Consider the following 24,409-nt stretch of genomic DNA (forward strand, 5'->3'; position numbering starts at 1 on the left):
CTCCGGACCGCCCACGCGCAGGAGCCGTCGTCGATAGCGTGGCGCGATGCCCGTCCGCCACCGGCGTCTGCCCCGTGACCTGCGGCCACGCCACTCCCGGTCCGTCCGGACCCACGGCGTCGCCCGCGGCTTCGCCCTCGTCCTCCTCGGCACGGTCGTCTTCGGCGCGAGCGGGGTGGCGGCGGTCGCGCTGAAGATGACGTCGAACATGGACCACTTCGACATGGACGGGCTCGTCGCGGCGTCGGCACCGGCCGAGACCAAGGCACCGGACCCCGACGACCCGAACGCGGGCACGCCCGTGAACATCCTGCTCATCGGCTCCGACCAGCGCGACGGCGCGAACGCGGCCATCGGCGGGGCCGACAAGACCATGGCGTCGGACACGACGATCGTCGCGCACATCTCCGCGGACCGGACCCGCGTCGAGCTGGTGTCGATCCCCCGCGACTCCATGGTGCGCATCCCGTCGTGCCTGTCGGCGGACGGCAAGACGTCGAAGGCGCGGGCGAGCTCGCAGTTCAACGGTGCCTTCGCCATCGGGTGGCAGCTCGGCGGTGACATGCGGACCGCGGCGGCGTGCACCGTCAGCACGGTGCAGGAGAACACCGGCCTCACGTTCAACCACGTGGTGATCGTCGACATGGCCGGCTTCCAGCAGATGATCGACGCGGTCGGCGGCGTCGACCTCTGCATCCCGGCACCGATGTCGGACAGGTACACCGGCCTCGAGATCCCGACCGCGGGGATCACGCACCTGGACGGCGTCACGGCGCTGCAGTTCGCCCGCGCGCGGCACATCAAGGGCACCGACGGCTCCGACCTCACCCGGATCGGGAACCAGCAGCGGCTGCTCTCGGCCGTGATGTCGACGGTGCTGTCGAAGAACATCGTCACCGACGTGCCGCAGCTGCTGTCCTTCCTCTCGGCGGCGACGGGCTCACTCACCGCCGACAGCGACCTCACGCCGCAGGTCATGCTCGGGCTCGCGTACAGCGCCCGCGGCCTCGGTGCGGGCGGCATCACGTTCATGACGATCCCGAACGCCCCGGACCCGGCGGACGGCAACCGAGTGGTGTGGACGAACGACGCCGCCACGGTCTGGTCGAACCTGGTGCAGGACCTGCCCGCGGTGGCCACGGAGGCCCCCGTGGTGCCGGACACCCCCGTCACAGCCCCGGGGACGGCGCCCGAGGCGCCGACCACGGCGGAGACGACCGCGCCGCCCGTGGTACCCGCCCCGGTGGAGACCAAGAAGGCCGGGCGGGAGCCGTTCTCCGCGGACGACGTCACGGCGACCTGCGCCGCCTGACGGTCAGCCCGCCGACGCTCCCGCGAGGTCATGGGCGCGCAGCAGCACCGCGTCGAGCATCGCCGGGGTCAGCCGGCCGGTGAAGGTGTTCTGCTGGCTCACGTGGAAGCAGCCGAGCAGCACCACGCTCGCGTCGCCCCGGTGCAGCCGGACCTCGGCGCCGTGCCCGAAGCGAGGGCGCGGCCGGGGGACGTCCCAGCCCTGCTCGTCGAGCGTGGCGAGCACCGCCTGCCAGCCGAACCCGCCGAGCACGAGGACGACGCGCGGCGCGACGAGCTCGACCTCCCGTCCGAGGAACGGCCCGCACGTGCGGCGCTCCTGCGGGGTGGGGGCGTTCGCGGGCGGTGCGCACCGCACGGGGGCGGTGATGCGGACGTCGGTGAGGACGAGGCCGTCGCCGTCCCGTACGGACGTGGGCTGCGACGCGAACCCGGTGCGGTGCATCGCGGCGAACAGGAAGTCGCCCGAGCGGTCGCCGGTGAACATCCGGCCGGTGCGGTTCGCACCGTGCGCGGCGGGTGCGAGGCCGACGACGAGCACCCGGGCCGCCGGGTCGCCGAAGCCCGGGACCGGCCGGGCCCAGTACGTGTCGTCGCGGAACGCGGCGCGCTTGGTGACGGCGACGGTCTCGCGCCACTCGACGAGCCGCGGGCACGCGCGGCAGGTCGGGACGACGGCGTCGAGCGCCGCCAGGTCGGGTGCGTCCGCGGCGGCGCGGGCGACGTCGCCCGCGCTCGTGGGTCCTGTCACGTCCCGCCGACGATCTCGTCGACCGCGGCCAGCGCCTCGGCCACGGAGCCCGCCCGGACGGGCGTCGGACCGGGTTCGGACCCGTCGGCGGCGAGCACCCGCCAGCCGTCCAGCGCCACCACCGGGACACCCGTGCGCAGCGCCAGCGCGACCTCGGACAGCGTGCCCCACGAGCCGCCGACGCTCAGCACCACGTCGCTCGAGCGCACGAGCAGCGCGTTGCGCATCTCGCCCATCCCCGTCGGCAGGGCCACCGTGAGGTGCGGCGACCCGTCGGCCCGGTCGTTCCCGGGCAGCAGCCCGACGACGACCCCGTCGCCGTCCCGGACCCCCGCCGCGACCGCGTCCATGACGCCGCCGAGCCCGCCGCACAGCACCACGTGCCCGCGGCCGGCGAGCCCACGGCCGAGCTCCCGGGCGTCCTGCTCGTCACGGGCGCGCGCGGAACCCGGTCCGACGACCCCGACGTAGGCCACGGCACCGGACCTCTCAGAACCGGTCCGGGTCCCCGGCGCCCACCCGGACGACCTCGGGCGCACCCTCGGTCCAGTCGACGACCGTCGTCGGCTCGCGACCGCAGTCGCCCGCGTCGAGCACGGCGTCGAGCTGGAGGTCGAGCTCCTCCTTGATCTGCCAGCCCTCCGTCATCGGGTCCTCCTGGCCCGGCATCAGCAGGGTGCTCGACAGGAGCGGCTCGCCGAGCTCGCGCAGCAGCGCGGCGACGACGGGGTGGTCGGGGATCCGCACGCCGACGGACCGCTTCTTCGGGTGCGCCAGCCGGCGGGGGACCTCGGGCGTCGCGGGGAGGATGAACGTGTACGGCCCGGGGGTCGCGGCCTTGATCGCCCGGAACGCGCTGTTGCTGAGCTGCACGAGCTGGCCGAGCTGGGCGAAGTCGGAGCAGACGAGCGTGAAGTGGTGCCGGTCGTCGAGGTGCCGGATGCGTCGGATGCGCTCGGCGCCGTCGTGGTTGTCGATCGTCGAGCCGAGGGCGTAGCAGGAGTCGGTGGGGTACGCGATGACCCCGTCGGACCGCAGCACGTCCACGACCTGCGAGATCGAGCGGGGCTGCGGGTTCTGGGGATGCACGTCGAAGTAGCGCGCCATGCGCCAGAGCCTAGGCCGACGGCGCGGCCGTCACGCGGGGACGAGGTGGTCCGGGCAGATCTCGTAGTGGTCGGGGACCATGGTCAGCTCGGCGCGGCCGCCGGTGATCGAGCGCAGGTCGAGCACGTACCGGGAGAGCTCCGCCTCGGGGACCGTCGCCTCGATGCGGACGCTGCCGTCGTCGAGCGACGTGGTGGCGCTGATCCGGCCGCGGCGCGCGGACAGGTCGCTCATCACGTCGCCCTGGGCGCTGCTGGGGACGACGACCTCGACGTGGCTGATCGGTTCGAGCACGAGCGTGCCGGCCGCCTGCAGCGCCTCGCGCACCCCCGTGGCGGCGGCCGTGCGGAACGCCATGTCCGAGGAGTCGACGGAGTGGGACTTGCCGTCGTACACCTCGACGCGCAGGTCGACGACGGGGTAGCCGTGCGGGCCGCCCGACGCCATCGCCTCCGTGACGCCCCGCTGGACCGCCGGCAGGTACCCGCGCGGGATCGCGCCGCCGACGACCTTGTCGACGAACTCGAAGCCCGACCCGTGCGGCAGCGGCGACACCCGCAGCTGCACCACGGCGTACTGCCCGTGCCCGCCGGACTGCTTCTTCACCTTGCCCTCGGCCTCGACCTGCTTGCGGATCGTCTCCCGGTACCCGACGGGGACGGGCGACGTGGTCACGTGCACGCCGAACACGCGCGCGAGCCGTTCGAGCGCGACCGCGAGGTGGGTGTCGCCGAGGCCGCGCAGCACCGTGCGGTCCGTCGAGCGGTCGATGCTCAGCGTCGGGTCCTCCGCCGTGAGGCGGGTCAGGGCGGCGGACAGGCGGTCGTCGTCGGACTGCGTGACCGGTTCGAGCGCGAGCGCGTACACCGCGGGCCGGTCGCGCGGCGGCACCGCCGTCATCGAGGCGCCGGGGCCGGTCCGGTCGGCGAGCAGGCTGCCCGACGGCGTGCCGGTGAGCTTCGCGACGGCTGCCACGTGACCCGCGGGCACCGAGTCGACGGGCAGGTGCTCCTTGCCGCGCAGGCGGAACAGCCCGGGGATCCGCTCCTCCGTCTTCGTCGTCGTGTTGACGAGCTTGTCGCCCGGCCGGACCGTCCCGGACAGCACCCGCAGCAGCGTGACCTGCCCGACGAACGGGTCCGCGAGCGTCCGGAACGCGTGCACCAGCACCGGGCCCTTCGGGTCGGGGGCGACGACGACGTCGGTCTTCCCGGCGCGGACGCTCTTCGGGCGGTCGTCGGCCGACGGGCCGAGCTCGCACAGGAGGTCGGCGAGCCGGTCCACGCCGACCCCCGTGACACCGGAGACGACGAGCACGGGGAACGCCTCGCCGTCGCGGACCTCGTGCGCCAGCGTCGTCTCGAGCTCCGCGGTGGTCGGCACCTCGCCCGACAGGTACCGCTCGAGCTGCTCGTCGTCGTGCGCGACGATCTCCTCGGTCACCTCGTCGTGCAGCCGGTGCTCCTCGTCGGCCAGTCCCGCGGGCAGCGCCTCCGTGTGGTGGTGCCCGTCGGGGTCGTACGCGAGACCCTCCTCGCTGAGCACGTCCGCGACCCCGGTGAACGCCTGCTCCTCGCCGAGCGGCAGCTCCAACGGCACCAGCCCGTCGCCGAACGCGGTGCGCAGGTCGTCGAGCACGTGCCGGAAGTCCGCCCGCGCCCGGTCCTCCTTCGTCACGACCACCATGCGCGGCAGCCCCGCGTCGGCGACCTGCCGCCACGCGCTCAGGGTGCCCGCCTGCACGCCGTCCACCGCGCTCACCACGACGAGCGCGAAGTCCGCCGCCGCGACCGCCGCGTCCAGCGCACCCGCGAAGTCGGCCGACCCGGGGGCGTCGAGCAGCGTGACGTCGTACGTCAGCCCGTCCGGTGCCGTCCACGGAAAGGGGGCGACGCCGAGGGACAGGGAGATGCCGCGCGCGATCTCCTCCGGCTCGTGGTCGCTGACCGTCGAGCCCTCCTCCACGCGACCCGGCCGGGAGATCGCCCCGGCCCGGTGCAGGAGGGCCTCGACGAGGGTCGTCTTGCCCGCGCCCGCGGCGCCGACCAGGGCCACGGTGCGGGTCGTCGCCTGGTCCATGCTCGCTCGCTTCGTCGCTCGCTGCTCCCACTGAAGGGACCTTGGCTCACAGTAGCCAGCACTCCGGGGGGACGGCAGGTCGGGAGACGCACGAAGGCCCGGGGCCGGCGTCCCTGCGTGGGACGACGACCCCGGGCCTCCGGGGGAGCGGTGCCGACTACGCGGCGTCGAGGATGTCGACGACGAACACGAGCGTCGAGTTCGGCGGGATCGTGCCCTTGTCCTGGTCGCCGTAGCCCTCGGACGGCGGGACGACGAGGAGCACCTGGCTGCCGACGGTCTGCCCGACGAGGCCCTTGTTCCAGCCGGAGATGACCTGCGCCTGGCCGACGTTCTCGACCGGGAAGGTCGAGTTGCTGTCCCACGACGAGTCGAACTTCGTGCCGTCCCACAGCCAGCCCGTGTACTTCACCGTGACGGTCTGACCCGCCTCGACAGCCGGGCCCGCGCCCTTGATGAGCGGCTGGATGATCAGGTCCGCAGGGGCGTCCCCGGCGACCGGCGTGATCGACGGCGCACCCGTGTCGTCGAGCGTGACGGCGGGCAGGCCGGCGACCGGCGGGACGGCCTCGCCCTCGGCCCGGGCGGGGATGGTCTTCGCGTCGACGATCTCGAGCGAGTACACCTGCGTGGTGTCCTGCGCCGCGAGCGCGAGCAGGATCCGGGCGCCGACGTGCGACCCCTTGATCACGTCGTCGAGCTCCGTGATCGTGGTGGCGCCGGCCGTGAGGGTCTGCGGCTTGCCGTCGGCGTAGGTGGACCCCTGCGTGGAGCCGTCCTTGCCGTCGACGACGAGCATGTCGACCGCGAGGTTCTGGCCGTCCTCGATCGCGGCGCCGTCGCCGTCCTCGACCATCCGCGCGACGAAGCTCGTCACGTTGAACGGCTTGCTCGGCAGCGTGATCGTCGGCTCCTTGCCGGGCTCACCCTCGAGCTTGACCTTGGCGAGCGCGGCCTTGTCGGCGGCCGCGTCGGCGCCGCCGGAGGCCGACGGGGAGGCGGACGGGCTGTCGCTGGAGTCACCCGTGCACGCGGCGAGCGAGAAGGACAGGGCGAGGGCGAGCGTGGCGGCCGCGAGGCCGCGGGCGGTGGTCGTGCGGCGCACGAAGGTCCTCCGTCTGTTCGGGTCCCGCCCGGGGAGGCGGCGGACCCACGCACGGTACGCGAGTTTCCTGGGGATGTGCTGAGCGGTTCATGAGGGGTTCCCGGCGAAACGATTCGGCTCTCAGAGCAGGCGGCGGTCGTCCTCACGGACCACCCGCAGCCAGTGGTAGCCGTAGCCACCGAGCTCGATGTCCGCCCGGCCGTCCTTCGCCACCGTGCACGACCCGTCGCGCAGCAGGTCCACGAGCGCGACGGTGTCGTCGCAGTCGTCGAGGCGCAGCGGGACCATGACGGGCTGGTCGGACAGGTTGTGCAGCGTGATCGTCGAGCCGTCGCCCCACGTGCTGCGGTGCGCGAGGACGCAGCGGTGCGGCTGGTCCAGGACGTCGGCCTCGCGGGCCCAGCCCAGCTCGGGGCTCTCGCGGTAGCGGCGGACGAGGAGCTGCACGAAGTTGAGCAGCGACTCCGGGTCGCGGCGCTGGTCGGCGACGTTGACGTGCTCCGGGCCGTACCCGCCCTCGGTGAGCTGCCGGACCAGGCGGCGCCGGGGCGCCCGCGACCAGCCGCCGTTCGCACCCGACGACCACTGCATCGGCGTGCGGACCGCCAGCCGGTCCTCGGCGGACAGGTTCTCGCCCATGCCGATCTCCTCGCCGTAGTACAGGACCGGCGTGCCGGGCAGGGAGAACAGGAGCGAGTAGACCATCCGGATGCGGCGGGGGTCGCCGCCGAGCATCGTCGGGAGCCGGCGGCGCAGACCGCGGCCGTAGAGCTGCATGTCGGGGTCGGGGCCGAAGGCGGCGAACACCTCGGCGCGCTCGTCGTCCGAGAGCTTGTCGAGCGTGAGCTCGTCGTGGTTGCGCACGAACGTCGCCCACTGCGCGTCGCGCGGGATGACGGGCCGCGCGGTCAGGGCGTCGGCGAGGGGCGTCGCGTCCTGCCGGGCCATCGCGAGGTACAGGTTCTGCATGCCGATGAAGTCGAACTGCAGGTTGAGCTCGTCGCCGTCCGACGTCCCGTCGCCGTCACCGTCGCCGAAGAACAGCGCCTGCTGCTCGTACGGGAGGTTCACCTCGCCCATGAGGATCGCGTCGCCGGCCCGACGGGTGAGGAAGGCCCGCAACGACTTCAGGTAGTCGTGCGGGTGGGCGACGTCGTCGTACGGGGTGTTCGCCGTGTCCGCGAGGAAGAACGGCACCGCGTCGACCCGGAACCCCGACAGGCCGAGCTCCGCCCAGTAGCCGATGTTCTTCGCGATCGCGTCCCTGACCTGCGGGTTCGCCGTGTTGAGGTCGGGTTGCTGGCGGTAGAAGTGGTGCCGGTACCACTCACCGGTGCGGTCGTCCTTCGTCCAGATGCCCTCCTCCTTGTCGGGGAAGACGGCCTCGTTCTTCGTCGACGGCGGCTTGTCCGACCGCCACACGTAGAAGTCGCGGTACCGGTTGTCCGTGCTCTTGCGGGCCTCCTTGAACCACGGGTGGTTCTCCGAGGTGTGGTTGACGACGAGGTCCGCGATGACCCGGATGCCGCGGTCGCGGGCCGTCCGGATCAGCTCGACGAGGTCGCCCGGGGTGCCCAGGCGCGGGTCGACGGCGGAGAAGTCGACGATGTCGTAGCCGTCGTCCACGTCGCCCGTCGGGTAGAACGGCATGAGCCACAGGCACGTGACGCCGAGGTCGGCCAGGTGGTCGAGCCGCTGGATCAGGCCCGGCAGGTCGCCGACGCCGTCGTCGTCCCAGTCCATGTACGTCTCGACGTCCAGGCAGTAGATGACGGCGTTCTTCCACCACAGGTCGCCGGTGTCGGTGATCCTCACGGGGCGCTCCTCGTGGCCGGGGCGGGAGCCTCGTGTCTACCGGTTCGCGCCGCCGTTCGCCCGGCGAGACCCGGGCATCGGACGTCAGCCCCAGGCGTCGAGGAGGTCGGCGGCGCCCCACACCGTCGCGAAGCCCTCGGTGTCCGCGCCACCTGGGCACACCCCGACGAGGGGCGTGCCGGCGCCCACACCGGGTACCGACGTCGCGTCCGTGCTGAGTGCGGCCACGTCGTCGGCCTTCAGCGGGTTCTGGCGCCACTTGATCGTGCCGACGAGCTGGACGTCGCGGTTCCACGTCGTGCCGACGAGGTCGATCTCCGGGATGTTCGTACGCGGCCACCATCCACCGACCTGGTCGACATGAGGCCAGGTGGCATCGGGCAGCAGGCGGGAGAGGGCGTCGCGGACGACGGGTTCGACGGCCCTGCCTCGCCACGCAGCGAACCCGCGGTCCACTCGCGCCAGCGCGAGGTCGGGCCGGCCACGGTCGACCTCGGCGAGTGCGGGTTCGACGAAGGCGAGCCAGAAGCGCAGCGCCGGGTCGGCGATCCGGTAGCGGACGTTCTTCGGGGCCGACCGTGCGGAGAGCGGCTCGTCGGCTGCCACCACCCGTTTGTCCCGAAGCATCCGCAGCGTGGCGGTGAGGGTGCCGGGGTGGAGGACGTCGCTCCCGCCGTCGGACTGGATGGCACTGAAGGTGCGCTCGCCCCGGCCGCCGATCGACGCCAGGACCCGGCGAGCGAGGCTGGTCTCCGGGAACTCGGAGTCGAGCACGCGACCGCCGGAGACGACGAGGGCGCTGGTGGATGTCCCGAAGGAGTGGTCGAGGAAGTCGCGCACAGACCACCCGGCCTCCCACTCCTGCGCGACCAGCGGAAGCCCCCCGGTGACGAGGTAAGCGTCGAAGGCGTCGAACGGGTCGGCGGCGCACATGCGCGCCACGTCAGCCGGCGTGAGCGGGTCGATGACCATCTCGGTCGCGCGTCCGTGGAACGGCTGCTCAGGGCCTGTCAGGTGCTCCATCATCGCGAGGTCCGACCCGAGGAGAAGGAGCAGGACGGGCTTCTTCGACAGGCGGGTGTCCCACACGCGCTGCAGCTCGCCCGCACCGCCGTCCACCTGCTCGAGCAGCCACGGCAGCTCGTCGATGACGACCACTGACGGCTCGTCGTCGGGCAGTGCTGCGGCGAGCAGCGTGAGCGCCGCTGTGAGGGTGCGTGGTGCGGCGTCGGCGGCGACCGTCGCGTCGGGAAGGTCTGACGTCGCGACGGAGTCCGCGAGCGTGGCGAGCTCGTCGGCGAGCGGAGCCTGGCGGGCGGCCTGGAAGTAGACGACCGGCGCACCGCAATGTCGTGTGAACTCGCCCACGAGGCGGGACTTCCCGATCCGTCGGCGACCCCGCAGCATGACGGCGACGCCGCGGTCGGCTCGTCGGCCGGCGCGCACGACGTCGAGCTGCGCGCTCAGCTGGCCCAGCTCCCGCTGTCGACCGACAAACACTTCAGCTCCGATGACTATTGGTAACAATACTATTGTGGACTGTAGTCATCGTCTGGAAGTTCAACAAGCGTCACTCGGGAGTGGTCAGGCCCAGGAACGCACCGAGCTCCGCGAGCTGGGCCGGGCCGGTCGGCAGGTAGTCGGTCAGCGTGTGGGAGCGGACGACGACCGCGCACCACTGGGCCCGGGAGATCGCGACGTTGACCCGGTTCCGGTTGAGCAGGAACTCCATGCCGCGCGGTACGTCCTCCGCGGACGACGCGGTCATCGTCACGATCACCACCGGGGCCTCCTGGCCCTGGAACTTGTCGACCGTGCCGACCCGGACCCCGGCGAGGCCCGCCTTGTCGAGCGTGCGGCGCACCACCCACACCTGCGCGTTGTACGGGGCGACGACGAGCACGTCCTGCGGCGTCAGCAGCCGGTCGGTGCCCGTGTGCGGGTCGTGCCAGCGGCGTCCCACCAGGTCCCGGACCGTCCCGACGACGACCGCCGCCTCCACGGGCGCGGAGACGGCATGGCCCGCGTGGTCGACGAGGACCGTCCGCACGCCCGGCGCGACGCCCTCGAGCGACCGCCGCGAGGTGAGCTCGACGGACGTCAGCCGGTCCTCGTACGACAGCCGCGACACCGCCGACGTCAGCGCCGGGTGCATGCGCCACGTGCGGTCGAGGAAGTAGCCGAGCTCGTCGGGCAGCGTGTCGTGGCCGTGCGCCAGCCACCCCAGCGCCGACCGGTCCACCGGGACGGGGTGGCTGCCCTTGCTGACCTGCGGGAGCTGCTGAGGGTCGCCCAGCAGCAGGAGGTTGCGGCCCGCGACGGACACGGCGACGGTGTTCGCGAGCGAGAACTGGCCGGCCTCGTCGACGACCACGAGGTCGAGGCTGCCCGGCGGGACACGCTTCGCGTTCGTGAAGTCCCAGGTGGTGCCGCCGACGACGAAGCCGCCGGCCTGCCGGTCGTAGAACGCCCCGAACTCGCGGTCCTCCTTGAGCGGCTGCCACACCGGGTCCGCCGGCGGGTGGTCCTTGAACTTCTTGGCGATGCGGGCCGGGTCCAGGCCGGCGCCCGCGACGGACCGCAGCATGTTCTCCACGACGGCGTGCGACTGCGCGACGACGCCGACCTTCCACCCCTGCGCCGCCAGCGCGGCGATGACGTGCCCACCGGTGTACGTCTTGCCGGTGCCGGGCGGGCCCTGGACGGCGACGTACGACCGGTCGAGGTCGAGGACGGCGGACGTGATCGCCTCCGGGGTGCCGATCGTCCCGATCGTGCTGGCTGCCTCGTCCGGGCTGTCGGGGCGGGGGAGCGGAAGCCCGCTGCGGGTGCGCGGCGGCACCCGCCGCAGGATGTCGACCGCCGGGTGGGCCGGGAACACCGGCGCGCTGTCCGCGACCTGCTCGGCGACGCGCCGGATCGCCGCGGCGATGCCGGTCGTCGGCGGCGGCTCGGCCGGGCCCAGCGCCATCGGGAGAGCGTCCGTCGGGGTGTCCGCCGTCCCGATGCCCTCCGTGACGAGCACGACGTCCCGGGTGCCCGACGGTGAGCGAGGGTCCGGCTCGGTCCGCGTCCCGAGCACGTCGACCTTCGACGTCCAGCCGCGGTGGCCGCCCGCCGACGTCTTCGCGAACGGCGGTGCCGGCTCGTACAACGCGTACGCCTTCTCGCCCTCGCGCAGGTCGCTGCCCGGTTCGAGGTGCCCGACGAACCGCAGCTCCCGGCGGTTCGCCTTCCCCCGCGGCGGCACGTACCAGTCCCGCACGACCGTCGGCGGTTCGTCTGCGAGCAGCGTCGAGCGGGCGTCCATCCAGTCCGCCGGGTCCGACTGGAGGCGGTCGAAGTGGGCCCACCAGAACGGCTTGTCCTCGCGGCGGTGGTAGCCGAGCGCCGCGGCGAGGAGGTCGAGGGCGGTGGCGTCGGCCCCGTCCGTCGCGGCAGCGGCCTTCGTCAGGCGTTCGACGAGCTCGTCGGACTCGTCGGACTCGTCGGTCGGCTCGGCCGCCCGCGCGGCGAGGGGGACGGCGCCCCGCTCGGCGCCGCGCGCCACCAACCAGTCCCGCAGCCGCAGCGTCGACACGCAGTCGTACCGGTTGTAGTCCGCGATGGCGTCGAGCCGCTCCTGCCACGCCCGCTCGTCGCCGCGCTCCCGCAGGGCGCACGCCTCCGCGTACTCGACGATCGAGTCGCCCGCCGTCGTCACCTCGCCGTCCCGGCCCTCGTCGCCCATGTACAGCGGTTCGAGCTTCTTCAACGAGTACGAGCTGCTCCCCACCCGCAGCCCACGCCGGACCGTGGCGTACAGGTCGACGAGCACACCCTCGCGCAGCAGCTGGTCGACGGCCTCCTCGCCGACCCCGTGCCGCGCGGCCAGCCGCAGCAGCGCCGACTTCTCGTAGGGGGCGTAGTGGTAGACGTGCATCGCCGGGTGCTTGCGGCGGCGCTCCGCCACGTACGCGAGGAAGTCGACGAGCGCCTGCTTCTCCTGCGCCCGGTCGTGCGCCCAGAACGGCCGGAACACCGGCTCGGCCGCATCGTCCTCCACGACCCCGAACAGGTACTCCAGGCCCCACTGCGCAGGCTCGCCCGGCGGGGTCGTGTCGTCCGTCCAGAGCGGGTCGCCCTCGAAGTCGAAGAACACGTCGCCGTCGTCCGGGGCGGGCAGGTCCGCGACGGCGCCCGGGTCGACGAGGTCGAACACCAGCGGCTCGTCGTGCGGCTCACCCTGCCGGACCTGCAAGGCCGCCTGCGCTCGCAGCCCCGCGAGCGTCCCGGCACCGATGCCGTCGACCGCCCCCGTGCTGCCGGCGAGCGCGTCGATCGTCGTCACGCCCGCGGCATGCAGCCGGACCCGCTGGGTGGAGCGCAGGCCCGCGACGAGCAGCAGGTCGCGGTGCCGCTCGACCTCCGGCGTGCACACGTCGCACCGGCCGCACGCCCGGTACCGCTCGTCACCCCACGCCGCCGCGACGCCTCGCGCCCGGTGCGCGTCGAGCAGCCGCTCCAGCCGGCGTCGACGGTCCCGGTACACCGGCAGCAGGTCCGCGAGCCGGTGCCGCGACGTCGTGCGGTCGCCCAGCACCAGATGCACCTCGTCGGCCGTCTCGATGCCCGCCGCACGCAGCTGGTCCGCGTACGCCGCGAGCTGCAGCAACGCCGTGACCTTCACCGTCCGGGCCAGCTTCGTGTCGTGCACCGCGTAGCGGCCGTCGTCGTCGCGGACCAGGAAGTCCGCGTAGCCGCTGAACCGGCCGTCGAAGAACCCCGCCTGGTACACGACGTCCGCCCCGGCGCGCAGCGCGTCGAGCGTCCGGTCGTGCACCGCGGTCAGCGACTCGCGGTCCCCGTGCGCCCGGCGGATCGTGACGACACCGCGCCCGCTCGCCTCGTCCCACGGCCCGAACCCGTCGAGGTAGCTCCGCAGGACCGTCCGCTCATGCTCCCCGCCGAGCGACGCGACCCGCTCCAGCATCGCGTCCGCGGCCGGGACGACGGCCGGGCCCCAGCCGAGCCGGCCGTCGAGCGCCCGGACCACGGCCAGCTCGCACGCCGCGGCGTGCGACAGGTCGCTCGGGCTGAGCACCAGGACGCCGTCGTCGAGCAGGAGCATGGGCCGAGGGTAGGCCCAGGTGAGGACAGTCCGCCGGGCGACGAACGCTCGGGTTCACTCCGACGAGCCGGAGACCTCCGTCACACCGGTCACCCGACCTGCGCGGGGGCCGCGGACGGTCGTCACCCGATCGAGGTCAGGGCCGCGCCCGACGCCCGCACCGCGTCGACCTGCGCGAGGATCCCGTCGAGCACCACGGCCCGGTCGAACTTCAGAGCGAACTCCCGGCCCCGCGCCTCCCAGTCGGCCCGCTCGGACGGGGACATGCCGAGCGCCCGGTCGAGGGCCGCGGCGATGGCGTCGGGGGCGTCGACCGGGACGATGAGCGCGGTGTCGCCGACGGCCTCGAGGATCCCGCCGGTGTCGGTGGTGATGACGGGCCCGCCGCCCGCGAGCATCTTCTCGGCGAGCGCGATCCCGAACGTCTCGACGAACTCGGGTCGCGGCTTGCTGGGCAGCACGAACGCGGCGCAGCCCGCCATGAGGTGCGGCTTCTCGTCGTCGGAAACATCGTCGAGGAAGCGGATCCGGTCCGCCGCGGGAGACGCGGCCGCGAGTTCCCGCAGCCGGGACGCGTCGGGCCCGTTGCCGGCGATCACCAGCGGGAGGTCGGCGCAGGCCGCGGACCGGGCGAACCCCGAGATGAGGTCGTCGACCCCCTTGGCGTGCGCGAGCCGGGACAGGAACAGCACGTAGCCGTCGCGGGTCAGGCCGCGGGCGCCGAGCACGTCGTCGTCCGAGCGGTCGAGGTAGAGGCCGACGTCGATGGCGGGGTAGGAGACCTGCACGCGCTCGCGAAGGCGCGCGGCGAAGGCGGTGCCGTGCCGGTGGTCCACCTCCTCGGCCTCGGCGATCACCAGGTCCTGCGTGTACCGGGACACCGCGAGGCACACGTCGTGGTCGAGGTACCCGGCGAGCACGTGCGCGGCGGCGCCGAACCGGTCGGCCTCGACGCAGGCCCGCACGACGTTCGTGACGTCGGACCCGACGGCCTCCGCGACGGTCACGACGTTCACGGGCAGGCCCGTGCGCCGGGCGACGTGCACCGCGTCCGCGACCGCCGTGGCGTGCGGCGACAGGTACAGCGACATCGCGACCGTCGGCACGCCGTCGGTGAACAGCTCGACGAGCCGGCCGGTGAGCCCGGCCAGCCAGCGCCCGTCGGGCACCTTGTAGTCGCCGACGGGCTCCGGACGTTCCACGTGGATCCCCGGCGAGTACGGCAGCACCCGGTCCAGCGGCTTGAGCGGCAGCCCGGTCTGCTGCAGCCGGTCGATCGGCCACGTGACGATCCGGACCTCGTCGAACCCGCGGTGCAGCGCCGCCTCGGCGAGGTTGCGCGCCTCGCCCGAGTGGCCGCAGATCACCGGGTCGGCGCGGACCACGATGACGAGCCGCCGGGTCACCACGAGGCACCCGGGGTGGTCGTCGACGGCGGGCGTTCTCCCCAGGCGGCGGGCCCCGGGCCGAGCTCGACGAGCAGCCGCCCGCCGCGGTGCACCTCGGCGCTCGTCAGCCACGTGCGGTCCAGCCGGGTGCCGTCGAGGAACACCTCCTGCACGTGCTGCGCCGGGCCGCCGGGCTCCGGCTCGACGAACCCGGCCGTCTCGATCGTCAGGGGCCGCCCGCCCACGTCGAGCTGCGCCTCCCGCCAGGCGGGTGCGTTCAGCAGGTACAGCCCTTGCCCGGCGACGGGGAACAGCCCGAGCGACGCCCAGACGTACCAGGAGCTCAGCCCGCCGGAGTCGTCGTTCCCGGGCAGGCCGCCGCGGCCCGTGCCGAACTGCTGCTGGACGACGTCGTGCACCACCTCGGCCGTCCGGTCGGGGCGACCGGCGTACATGTAGGCCCACGGCGCCTCCATGTCGGGTTCGTTGTTGAGGCCCTCGAAGCGGTTCAGCGCGTACCCGGCTGCCATCTCGTCGACCGGCGGCCGCACCCCGGGCTGCTTGACGGCGTCGGCGCCGTACCCGAAGAACCGGTCGAGCAGCGCCGTGAACGCGGCGTCCCCGCCGGCCAGAGCGATCCGCCCGGCCATGTCGTGCAGCAGCCGGAAGGAGTAGTTCCACACGCCGCCCTCGTAGAACGTCGAGTCCTTGAGGAGACCGGAGACCGGGTCGAACGCGTGCCGCCACTGCGCCGCGAGCGGCTCGAACTGCTCGACGAGCGTCCGGTCGCCGACGGCCGCCGCGACCACCGACGTGCACCAGTACCCGAACGCGAGGTCGAGCGTGTGGCTGATCGGGTGGGCCAGCCCGCGCAGCAGGAAGTCCTCGCCGTACGTGCGCCGCAGGTCGTTGTGCATGTGCACGAGGGCCCAGTCCCAGTCCATGCCGGGCAGCCCGAGCCGGCACAGGTCGGCGAGGAACGTGTGCGCGAGGGCGCTGCCCTGCCGGGAGAACTGGTCGGCGCCGCGGGCCATCCGGTAGCCGATGGGGAGGTTGCCCTCCTCCTCGCTGATGTGCAGCAACGCCGTCGCGAGCTCCACCGCGCGCTCGGGCATCAGGGCCGTGAGCAGGGGGAGCTGGGTGCGGTAGATGTCCCACATCGTCGCGATGTCGAACGCGAACGGGGTGTCCGTCGGCCAGAACGGGCTCTCGTCGGGCGCCAGGCAGGGCTTGACGAGCGAGTGGTAGACGGCCGTCGAGAGCACGGTCCGCTTGTCGGCCGACGCGGTGTCCACCTGGACCTTGTCGAGCTGCTCGCGCCAGACGGCGGCGGTCCGCGCCCGTCGGGTCGCGAAGCTCGTCGGGCCCTCGCCGCAGTCCTGGTACAGGTTGGCGCGCGCCTGCTCGACGCCGCGCAGGGAGAACCCGATGCGCAGCTCGACGACCTCACCGGGCTCCGACGGGCCCGCCCACATCAGCCCGAACGGCCGCAGCGTGGTCGGGCGGATCCGGTCGAAGTCGAGCCGGGTGCCGCCCGGCATGAGCCGCCGGTCGTACCAGAGCATCTGCCGCCAGTGCCGGGCGTCGCACTCCACGTGCACCGCGAGCGGGGCACCCTCGACGACGATCTCGCCCTGCGCGACGCCCGGCGCGACCGTCTCCAGGTGGGCGCGCAGCGGGACCGTGCGTCCGTGCGGGATCGTCAGGCCGCCCTGCGACAGGTCGATGACCAGCCGGGCGTCCCGGTGGGCGGGGAACGTGTACCGGTGGACCGCGCTCTTCGGGCCGACCGTCAGCTCGCACCGGATCCCGCTGTCGAGCGTCGCCTCGTACCAGCCGGGCTCGGCCTCCTCTTGCTCGATGCCGAACAGGCGGCCCAGGTCGTCGAGCGGCTGCAGCATCGGCGTCACGCGCACGTAGTTGTAGTACTTGCGGATCGCGCCCGTGCCCGACTGCTGGAAGTGCGTGAACCCGCTGGCCACCGCGCTGTCGTACATCTCGACGGGCAGCCCCTCGGTGCCCAGCTCGTACCGGCCGTACCCGGTGGGGTACGCGCCGCTGTACGCGCACGCGCTGACCATGCCCAGCGGGTACTGGGCTCCCGGGTGCGTGTTGCCGACCTGCGGCTTCGGCCACCACCACGTCGACGCGAGCCCCTGCTGCTGCGGGAGGGACGTCGCCTCCGTGCCGATGAACGGGTCGACGTGCTCGAACATCGGCACCGCTCCCTTCCGCTCCGGCGGGGCTCACGTGTGCCCGATTCGCCGGAACGTACGGCAGGAGTGTGTCGGGGAGATTGCGCGGCGGTGAAGGTTCCCCTGAACGCGCGCGCGCGCCGCCACCCTCGGGTGACGGCGCGCGCGGTGCGGTGCGGGAGCGTCAGGCTCCGAACGGGTTCTCCGTCGTGATCTGGTCGGCCGTCGGGGCGACGACCGGGGCGCCGGCGCCCCAGTTCGAGAAGGTCATCTCCGTCTTCGCGCCGATGTCGAAGGCGACCTTGTGGATGAGGTTCGCGGAGTCGACCCAGTACGTGTAGGTCAGCGTCGCCGGGAGCGGGACGCCCGCCGCGGCGGCCTCGTCGAACGGCTTGCGCTGCTCGGCGTCGAGCTTCGACGGGTCGACCACGACCACGTACTGCTGGACCTCCACGCCGTCGAGCTGCTCGGGCTCGCCCGTCTTCGTGACCTCCGTGATGGCCACCTTCTGGGCCGCCATGGTCTTGGCCGGGTCGATGTCGCCGGTGATGTCGCCGAGGCCGGCCGACAGCGGGTTCGTCGCGTCGTTCGGGTCGATCTGCAGGAACTTGCCGCCCGTCAGGTCGCCCATGCTCATGTACATGACGCCGCCGACGATGCGGATGTCGAAGTCGCCGGCGCCCGGGTACGACATGGTCATCGCGACGTCCTGGGCGCCGTCGGCGACGTTCGCCGAGCCGGTCGCGACGATCTCCTGGCCCTCGGCCGTGATCGCCAGGGAGAAGTCGTAGCTGCCCGTGCCGTTCTGGGCGGCGGTCAGCGTGTCGACGAAGTTCGCGAGGGTGAGCTCGGGGGCCTCGGGGGTGGCGGTCGCGGACGCCGTCTCGACGGGGTCCGGCGAGGCGCCCTCGGCGGCACCGCCGGCACCCCCGCCGCAGGCGGTCAGGGTCCACGCGAGACAGGCCGCGACGGGCAGGGCGAGAAGGCGACGGTACGACGGCATGGGGACTCCTGTGGGCGGGGCTGCGACCGGCTGCGCAGTCCGGGTGGGCACGGTAGGAACTGGCACGAAGCCTTCCAGGCTGTGAGGTCCCTGTGTGGCGGTTCGTGGGTGATCGTCCTCACGGTGCCGGCCCGGGACCCGACCCGCGTGCCGGCCCGGGTGCCGGTCCCGGTGCCCGGCCCGCGGTCCCGACGAGCGCGGCGGCGGGGAGCACCCGGTCGATCCCGACCAGCAGGAGCCCGAGCAGCCAGGACGCGCCGCCGAGCAGCGCGACCGTCCGGGCCCACCCGCCCCCGCCGACCTCCCGGACGTCGAGGAACGCGTACGGGAACCCGAGGGTCGGCCGGAGCAGCCCGCGGGCCGTGACGGCCGCGGAGTACGCGACGAGGTAGCCGAGCCAGGCGGCGGCGTGCCGGGGCCGCAGCCGCCGGTGGGCGTCCACCAGGACGAAGTCGACGAACGCCAGCACCGGGTCGAGCCGGTGCTCGGCGAACCCCGACGTGACGCGGAACCCTCCGGCCGCGCCGGGTCCGGGGGGCAGCACGAAGTACGCGACGAGCGCCGTGACCAGCAGGAACAGCGTGACGCCGCCTTTGAGCCAGCCGGGTGGCTGCGGGGTCCCCCGCAGGGTCGCGACACCGGCCCACACCATCACCACCGCCAGGAGCAGGCCGCTCTGGTTGGTGAAGTAGACGAGCCCGCCGAGCCGGCCGTGCCACCAGATGTCCTGCGTCCCGGCCAGCGCCGACCCCGCCAGGGCGAGCCGCAGCACTCCCGCGACGACGTCCGACCGCGTCCGCTCCACGGCGCCCACGACGACGTCCGACCGACTCCGGTCCACGACCATCCGCCCCCTCGCGGCCCGGCCCTGACCTTCAGCCGCCCGCTCCTTACCTTCCCTCCCGGGCCCGGCGGGTGCGACACCAGCGTGGAGGTCGGCGACGCTCAGGTTGGTCTCGCGGTGCCGGAGCCGATGGTCGGGGAGGGCGAGCCGTCGGAGGCGAGGGGCCGGGCGGTGGCTGGTGGCGTGGCGGGCGCGGTTAGGCTCGGACCGGTTCGATCCCCGACGGCGAGGACGGTTCATGGCCGAGCAGCAGCCCATCCGGTTCGGTGTCGTCGGCAGCGGCTGGCGGGCGGAGTTCTTCGTCCGGGTGGCCCGGCTCCTGCCCGACCGGTTCCGTTGCGTCGGCGTGGTGACCCGGACCGCCGAGCGGGGCGCCGAGGTCGAGGCCGCGTGGGGAGTGCCGACGGTACGGACCGTCGAGGAGCTCGTCACGGCCACCGGCCCGACGACGGACCGGCCCGAGCTCGTCGTCGTCTCGGTGCCGTGGCCGGTGACGCCCGAGGTCACCACGGAGCTCGTCGCGCTCGGCATCCCCGTCCTCGCCGAGACCCCGCCCGCGCCCGACGCCGACGGGCTGCGCGAGCTGTGGGCGCAGGTCGGCACGTCGGGCCTCGTGCAGGTCGCCGAGCACAGCCCGTCGATGCCGGCGCACGCCGCCCGGATCGCCGCGGTCGACGCCGGCGTCATCGGCACACCCACACATGTACAGATCTCGTCTACGCATCTGTACCACGCGGTCGGCCTGATCCGGCGCCTGCTGCGCACCGGCCGCGACGAGGTCACCGTCCGCGCGACGACGACCACGGCCCCCCTCCTCGACCCCCGCGGCCGCGACCGCTGGACCGGCGAGACGGAGCCCCAGGACCGGTGGCACATCCTCGCGACGCTCGACTTCGGCGCGGGCCGGAGCGCGTTCTACGACTTCACCGAGAACCAGTGGCACAACCCGCTGCGCACCAACCGGATCGTGGTCCGCGGCTCGCACGGGGAGATCGTCGACGACGCCGTGACGCGCTGGGTCGACGAGCGGACCGTCCTGACGTCGAGGTTCGAGCGACGCGTGTCGGGGATCGAGCAGAATCTCGACGGGTTCGACCTCGAGCACGTCAGCCTCGACGGCCGGGTCCTCTACCGGAACGCGTTCGACGGTGCACGCCTCGCCGACGACGACCTCGCGGTCGCCTCGCTGCTCGCCGCGACCGGGGCGTGGGTGCGCGGCGACGGCCCTGCGCCGTACCCGCTGGCCGACGGCTGCCAGGACCACCTGCTGGGGCTCGCCATCGAGGAGGCGTCCCGCACGGGCGCCCCCGTCCGGACGGCCCGGGAGGCCTGGGCGGACGCCTGACGTCGGCGACGAGGCAGACTGCTCGACATGACGTCCGCCGTGGTGGTCGGTGCCGGGATCGGTGGCCTCGCGGCCGCGGTGGCGCTCGTGCGTCGTGGCTGGTCGGTGACGGTCGCCGAACGGGCGCCCGCCCTCGAACCGGTCGGTGCGGGCATCGCGCTCGCGCCGAACGCCCTGCGTGCGCTCGACGCCCTCGGGGTCGGCGACGGCGTGCGGGGGCGGGCCCGGCTCAGCGGCGAGGTGGGTCTGCGACGGCCCGACGGGCGCTGGGTCGTGCGGGCCGACGCGACCGCCGCCGGGGAACGCCTGGGGGACACCGCCGTCGTGCTGCACCGCGCCCAGCTCGTCGACCTGCTCGCGAGCGCCCTGCCGGCGGGGGCGCTGCGGCTGGGGGTCGACGTCACGTCGGTCGCGCCGGGTGCGGCGGACGGCCCGCGGGCGCTCGTGACGACCGCGCGCGACGGGGAGCTCGCCGCCGACCTGGTCGTCGCCGCCGACGGGATCGACTCCGCCGTCCGCCGGGCCCTGTTCCCCGGCCACCCGGCGCCGGCGTACACCGGCGTGAGCGCGTGGCGGTTCGTCGCCCCCGCCCCGCCCGGCGGCGTCGCGCCCGCCGAGACGTGGGGGCGCGGGTCCATCGTCGGGCTGACGCCGCTCGCCGACGGGCGCGTGTACTGCTACCTCACCGCGGTGCTGCCCGAGGGGACCCGGTTCGACGACGACCCCGACGAGCTGCGCCGGCGCTTCGCGGACTGGCACGCGCCCATCCCCGACCTGCTCGCCACCCTGCAGCCGTCCGCGGTGCTGCACCACGACCTGCGCTGGCTCGCGACGCCGCTGCCACGGTTCGACGTCGGCCGGGTCGCGATCCTCGGCGACGCCGCCCACGCGATGCCGCCGAACCTCGGCCAGGGCGGGTGCCAGGCGCTCGAGGACGCGGTGGTACTGGCCGCGTGCGTCGGGGACGCCGGGTCGTCCGACGTGACCGGCGGGCTCGCCGCGTACACCGCGGCCCGCCTGCCGAGGACGACCCGGATCGCGCGGCTGTCCGCGCAGGTCGGGGCCCCGTCGGCGTGGACGTCGCCCGTCGCGGTGGCGCTGCGGGGACTCGGCGTGCGGCTGGCCGGACGGTTCGCCGGGCCGCTGATGGAGCGCCGGCTCCGCGACGTCGTCGGCTGGCGCCCGCCGGCCTGAGCACCGCGCGGCCGGCTCGGGGGTGGGGATGCCGACGGCCGGGGCGGGTGGCAGCGTCGGACGGACGAGGACGACCGAGAGGAGACACCCATGGCCGTGACCGCGTTCCAGGACCTCCCGCTCGCCGACCGGGACCGCGAGTGGGACGGCGACGCCGCCGAGAAGCGCGTCCGTGCGTGGGCCGACGCGCAGGACGGGCCGAACGAGAAGTACCGCGACGCGCACGTCTGGTACGACGCCGACGCGAAGGAGAACTTCACGGCGTACAAGCTGCTGATCGCGGACGTCGTCGACGGTCGGCTGAAGGCCGTCCCGCGCGGCGTGTTCGCGGCGGCGGCCGTGATGCAGGGCTCCCGGGGCGGTGTCGACCTCCCGGACAAGGACCGCGACCGCGTGAAGAGCCACCTGGCGAAGTACTACGCGAAGCTCGACGACACCCCGCCCTGGGACGACTGACAGGGAGGACCAGGCGGGACGACCGGCCGGGGGCGCGCGTCAGCGGGCGAAGCGGGCCAGGTCGGCGGGGACGTCGTCGTGGCGGAGCTCGAACCACACGGCCTTCACCGCTGCGCCCTCCTCGGGCGTCGTGCCCCAGGCGCTCGCGAGCCGGTCGACGAACATGACGCCGCGCCCGCCGAGAGCCGTCGGCGGCGGGTGCTTGAGCACGGGCACCTCGCGGGCGCCGTCGGTGACCTCGACGCGCGTGCGCTCGTGGTCCACGTCGACGCGCAGCACGACGGGCGGGTCGGCGTGCGCGACCGCGTTCGTCACCAGCTCGCTGACCAGCAGCACGAGCATGTCGAGGCGGTCCTGCTCCACGCCGGCCTCGGTGAGCCGCTCCCGCGCCCAGCGTCGCGCCGGCGCGACCGCCGACAGCTCGGCGGCGACGGGCGTCTCGGCTCGCATGGCAGGTCTCCCGACGGTGGTGCGGGGGTGGGGGGCGCCGCCGACGGGTTCCCGACGGTTCTCGCCACGGTCGTTCACATCCGATGATTCGGCAACTCGAACACGGCTCTGAGGGCCGGGACCGGCCCGATCGGCTGCGACCATGGACGGGTGCCGTCGTCAGCCCCTCTCCCGTCCGGTGACATCTCCGCAGGTCACAGCCCCACGAAGAGCCAGATCCGCCGGTGGCGGCAGTACCTGGCCGACGAGCGGGCCGAGGCCGCCGTCTACCGCGACCTGGCCTCCCGGAGGTCCGGCGAGGAGCGCGCGATCCTGCTCGCGCTCGCGGACGCGGAGGGCCGTCACGAGCAGCACTGGCTGGACCTGCTGGGCGACGAGGTGGGCAGGCCGCTGCGTGGCGACGTCCGCACACGGGTGCTCGGGTTCCTGGCCCGGCGGTTCGGCTCGGTGTTCGTGCTGGCGCTCGCGCAGCGGGCGGAGGCCCGGTCGGAGTACGCGGACGACGCCGACGCGACGCCGACGATGGCGGCCGACGAGCGGATCCACGAGGAGGTCGTCCGCGGGCTGGCGCTGCGTGGCCGCAACCGGATCTCGGGCACGTTCCGGGCGGCGGTGTTCGGGGCGAACGACGGCCTGGTGAGCAACCTCGCGCTGGTGCTCGGCATCGGCGCGAGCGGGGCGTCGAACCAGGCGGTGCTGCTCACCGGCCTGGCGGGGCTCCTCGCGGGGGCGCTGTCGATGGGGGCGGGCGAGTACGTGTCGGTGCGGTCGCAGCGCGAGCTCCTCGAGGCGTCGCGCCCGAGCGACCAGGCGCGGGCCGCGCTGGTGCACCTGGACGTCGACGCGAACGAGCTGGCGCTCGTCTACCGGGCGCGGGGCATGGCGCCGGAGGACGCGCAGGCGCGGGCCGACGCGGTGCTGGGTTCCCCAGGCACGTCGGCGCTCACCCTGCCGCCGCCGGAGGGGGTCGAGGAGGTCGACGAGCACGAGGCGATCGGCACCGCGTGGGGCGCCGCGGGGGCGAGCTTCTGCTTCTTCGCGTCGGGCGCGCTGATCCCGGTGCTGCCGTACCTGCTGGGTGCCGAGGGTCTGACGGCCGTGGTGTGGGCGGCGGTGCTCGTGGGGGTCGCGCTGCTCGGGACGGGGGCGACGGTCGGGGTGCTGTCGGGGGCGTCGCCGGCGAAGCGGGCGCTGCGGCAGCTCGCCATCGGGTACGGGGCGGCGGGGGCGACGTACGTGCTGGGCTTGGCGTTCGGGTCGACGGTCTGACCGTCCGCAGGGTGAACGAAGGTTTGGCAATCCTTACTTAGGTCAGGCTAATGTCGGGCCGTGCCCACGACGACACCTGCCGACGAGCCCGCGCTGCGCGGTGACGACCTGCGCCTCGCGTACCACGGGACCGTCGCCGTGCAGCGGGCGGGCCTGCGCCTGCTGCCCGGCCAGGTGACCGCGCTCGTCGGCCCCAACGGTTCCGGCAAGTCCACGCTCCTGCGTGCGCTGGCGCGGCTGCACAAGCCCGACGACGGCACGGTCGCCCTCGCCGACGTGCCCGACGCGCTCGCCCTGTCCGCCAAGGACTTCGCCCGCCGGGTCACGCTGCTCTCGCAGTCGCGACCGACGCCGTCGGGCATGAGCGTGCGTGACGTCGTCGGCTACGGCCGCCACCCGCACCGCGGCCGCTGGCGGCAGTCCGACCCCGACGGCCCCCGGGCGATCGCGTGGGCCATGACGGTCACCGGTGTCGAGCCCATGGCCGAGCGGGGCGTCGACGAGCTGTCCGGCGGTGAGCTCCAGCGCGTCTGGCTCGCCACCTGCCTGGCCCAGGACACCGGCGTGCTGCTGCTCGACGAGCCCACCAACCACCTCGACCTGCGCTACCAGGTGGAGATCCTCGACCTGGTGCGCGACCTCGCCGACGAGCACGGCGTGGCCGTCGGCGTGGTGCTGCACGACCTGGACCAGGCCGCCGCCGTCGCCGACCACGTGGTGCTGCTGCGCCGCGGCGAGGTCGTCGGCGCCGGTCTGCCGCACGAGGTGCTCACCGCCGACGCGCTCACCGGCACCTACGGGATCCGGATCGACGTGACCGTCGACGACGAGACCGGCCGGGTGCGCACCCGGCCCGTCGGCAGGCACACCCACCGTCCGGCCACCCGGAACCCCCGCGACCTCGCCGTCGTCTGACCTCCCCCGCAGCACCCGGTCCGGCGAGCCGCTCGCCGGTCCGGCCCGGACCGCCCCCGCCCGGGAAGACCG

General features: G+C 74.0%; 19 protein-coding genes. 6 read left to right on the plus strand and 13 right to left on the minus strand.

The window, feature by feature from the left end; genetic code table 11:
- Positions 1–46 precede the first annotated feature (46 nt).
- Positions 47–1,312 carry an LCP family protein gene (locus Cch01nite_RS08040; protein ID WP_203750952.1) on the plus strand — a complete coding sequence of 422 codons (1,266 nt, stop codon included), beginning with the start codon at positions 47–49 and terminating at the stop codon, positions 1,310–1,312.
- A 3-nt stretch (positions 1,313–1,315) separates the two neighbouring features.
- Here the strand turns inward: Cch01nite_RS08040 and Cch01nite_RS08045 are convergent, their stop codons facing one another.
- From Cch01nite_RS08045 to Cch01nite_RS08100, 12 genes are all read right to left on the minus strand, one after another.
- Positions 1,316–2,062 carry a uracil-DNA glycosylase gene (locus Cch01nite_RS08045; RefSeq protein ID WP_203750955.1) on the minus strand — a complete coding sequence of 249 codons (747 nt, stop codon included), beginning with the start codon at positions 2,060–2,062 and terminating at the stop codon, positions 1,316–1,318.
- On the minus strand, positions 2,059–2,538 hold the full coding sequence (locus Cch01nite_RS08050) for a TIGR00725 family protein (RefSeq protein WP_203750957.1): 480 nt from the start codon (positions 2,536–2,538) through the stop codon (positions 2,059–2,061). Before Cch01nite_RS08050 ends, Cch01nite_RS08045 begins: the two co-directional genes overlap by 4 nt.
- 13 nt (positions 2,539–2,551) lie before the next feature.
- A complete protein-coding gene (locus Cch01nite_RS08055) occupies positions 2,552–3,169 on the minus strand; it encodes an L-threonylcarbamoyladenylate synthase (protein WP_203750960.1) in 618 nt (205 codons plus the stop codon).
- A 30-nt stretch (positions 3,170–3,199) separates the two neighbouring features.
- A complete protein-coding gene (locus tag Cch01nite_RS08060; protein ID WP_203750963.1) occupies positions 3,200–5,248 on the minus strand; it encodes an elongation factor G in 2,049 nt (682 codons plus the stop codon).
- Positions 5,249–5,405: 157 nt separating this feature from the next.
- A complete protein-coding gene (locus Cch01nite_RS08065) occupies positions 5,406–6,353 on the minus strand; it encodes an FKBP-type peptidyl-prolyl cis-trans isomerase (RefSeq protein WP_203750966.1) in 948 nt (315 codons plus the stop codon).
- Between the two features lie 120 nt (positions 6,354–6,473).
- Complete coding sequence (locus Cch01nite_RS08070) at positions 6,474–8,168, minus strand: alpha-amylase family protein (protein ID WP_203750968.1); 1,695 nt, start codon at positions 8,166–8,168, stop codon at positions 6,474–6,476.
- Positions 8,169–8,252: 84 nt separating this feature from the next.
- Positions 8,253–9,668: an ATP-binding protein gene (locus Cch01nite_RS08075; RefSeq protein ID WP_203750970.1), complete on the minus strand. Its 1,416-nt coding sequence runs from the start codon at positions 9,666–9,668 to the stop codon at positions 8,253–8,255.
- Between the two features lie 70 nt (positions 9,669–9,738).
- Positions 9,739–13,278, minus strand: a complete 3,540-nt coding sequence (locus Cch01nite_RS08080; protein ID WP_203750972.1) for a TM0106 family RecB-like putative nuclease — start codon at positions 13,276–13,278, stop codon at positions 9,739–9,741.
- Between the two features lie 122 nt (positions 13,279–13,400).
- Positions 13,401–14,684, minus strand: a complete 1,284-nt coding sequence (locus Cch01nite_RS08085) for a glycosyltransferase (RefSeq protein ID WP_239070059.1) — start codon at positions 14,682–14,684, stop codon at positions 13,401–13,403.
- Positions 14,681–16,882, minus strand: a complete 2,202-nt coding sequence (locus tag Cch01nite_RS08090; protein ID WP_203750976.1) for a glycoside hydrolase domain-containing protein — start codon at positions 16,880–16,882, stop codon at positions 14,681–14,683. The genes Cch01nite_RS08085 and Cch01nite_RS08090 overlap by 4 nt, the downstream gene beginning before the upstream one ends.
- A 163-nt stretch (positions 16,883–17,045) precedes the next feature.
- Complete coding sequence (locus Cch01nite_RS08095; protein WP_203750978.1) at positions 17,046–17,864, minus strand: SCO4651 family lipoprotein; 819 nt, start codon at positions 17,862–17,864, stop codon at positions 17,046–17,048.
- Positions 17,865–17,982: 118 nt separating this feature from the next.
- Positions 17,983–18,705 carry a Pr6Pr family membrane protein gene (locus Cch01nite_RS08100; RefSeq protein WP_239070061.1) on the minus strand — a complete coding sequence of 241 codons (723 nt, stop codon included), beginning with the start codon at positions 18,703–18,705 and terminating at the stop codon, positions 17,983–17,985.
- 241 nt (positions 18,706–18,946) lie between these two features.
- Between Cch01nite_RS08100 and Cch01nite_RS08105 the strand changes: the two genes are divergently transcribed.
- From Cch01nite_RS08105 to Cch01nite_RS08115, 3 genes are all read left to right on the plus strand, one after another.
- Positions 18,947–20,053, plus strand: coding sequence for a Gfo/Idh/MocA family protein (locus Cch01nite_RS08105; RefSeq protein WP_203750984.1), 1,107 nt, complete (start codon positions 18,947–18,949; stop codon positions 20,051–20,053).
- A 27-nt stretch (positions 20,054–20,080) separates the two neighbouring features.
- Positions 20,081–21,247, plus strand: a complete 1,167-nt coding sequence (locus Cch01nite_RS08110; protein ID WP_203750987.1) for an FAD-dependent monooxygenase — start codon at positions 20,081–20,083, stop codon at positions 21,245–21,247.
- A gap of 90 nt (positions 21,248–21,337) precedes the next feature.
- Positions 21,338–21,703, plus strand: a complete 366-nt coding sequence (locus tag Cch01nite_RS08115; RefSeq protein WP_203750990.1) for a hypothetical protein — start codon at positions 21,338–21,340, stop codon at positions 21,701–21,703.
- A gap of 39 nt (positions 21,704–21,742) precedes the next feature.
- Here Cch01nite_RS08115 and Cch01nite_RS08120 read toward each other — a convergent pair whose 3' ends face one another.
- Entirely contained in the window at positions 21,743–22,153 is a 411-nt protein-coding gene (locus Cch01nite_RS08120; RefSeq protein WP_203750992.1) for an ATP-binding protein, read from the minus strand.
- A gap of 150 nt (positions 22,154–22,303) precedes the next feature.
- On the opposite strand from Cch01nite_RS08120, the gene Cch01nite_RS08125 reads away from it, so the two are divergent.
- Positions 22,304–23,422 (plus strand): VIT1/CCC1 transporter family protein, encoded by a 1,119-nt coding sequence (locus Cch01nite_RS08125; protein WP_239070070.1) that lies wholly within the window; start codon positions 22,304–22,306, stop codon positions 23,420–23,422.
- A gap of 60 nt (positions 23,423–23,482) precedes the next feature.
- Positions 23,483–24,337, plus strand: a complete 855-nt coding sequence (locus Cch01nite_RS08130) for an ABC transporter ATP-binding protein (protein WP_203750995.1) — start codon at positions 23,483–23,485, stop codon at positions 24,335–24,337.
- Positions 24,338–24,409: the final 72 nt, after the last annotated feature.

The sequence above is a fragment of the Cellulomonas chitinilytica genome (assembly GCF_016862675.1).
Taxonomy (GTDB): Bacteria; Actinomycetota; Actinomycetes; order Actinomycetales; family Cellulomonadaceae; genus Cellulomonas; species Cellulomonas chitinilytica.

Coding starts and splice junctions, on each gene's coding strand:
- Cch01nite_RS08080 (WP_203750972.1), bottom strand. CDS start 13,278: ATGCTCCTGCTCGACGACGGCGTCCTGGTGCTCAGCCCGAGCGACCTG.
- Cch01nite_RS08115 (WP_203750990.1), top strand. CDS start 21,338: ATGGCCGTGACCGCGTTCCAGGACCTCCCGCTCGCCGACCGGGACCGC.
- Cch01nite_RS08105 (WP_203750984.1), top strand. CDS start 18,947: ATGGCCGAGCAGCAGCCCATCCGGTTCGGTGTCGTCGGCAGCGGCTGG.
- Cch01nite_RS08110 (WP_203750987.1), top strand. CDS start 20,081: ATGACGTCCGCCGTGGTGGTCGGTGCCGGGATCGGTGGCCTCGCGGCC.
- Cch01nite_RS08060 (WP_203750963.1), bottom strand. CDS start 5,248: ATGGACCAGGCGACGACCCGCACCGTGGCCCTGGTCGGCGCCGCGGGC.
- Cch01nite_RS08095 (WP_203750978.1), bottom strand. CDS start 17,864: ATGCCGTCGTACCGTCGCCTTCTCGCCCTGCCCGTCGCGGCCTGTCTC.
- Cch01nite_RS08055 (WP_203750960.1), bottom strand. CDS start 3,169: ATGGCGCGCTACTTCGACGTGCATCCCCAGAACCCGCAGCCCCGCTCG.
- Cch01nite_RS08120 (WP_203750992.1), bottom strand. CDS start 22,153: ATGCGAGCCGAGACGCCCGTCGCCGCCGAGCTGTCGGCGGTCGCGCCG.
- Cch01nite_RS08040 (WP_203750952.1), top strand. CDS start 47: ATGCCCGTCCGCCACCGGCGTCTGCCCCGTGACCTGCGGCCACGCCAC.
- Cch01nite_RS08090 (WP_203750976.1), bottom strand. CDS start 16,882: ATGTTCGAGCACGTCGACCCGTTCATCGGCACGGAGGCGACGTCCCTC.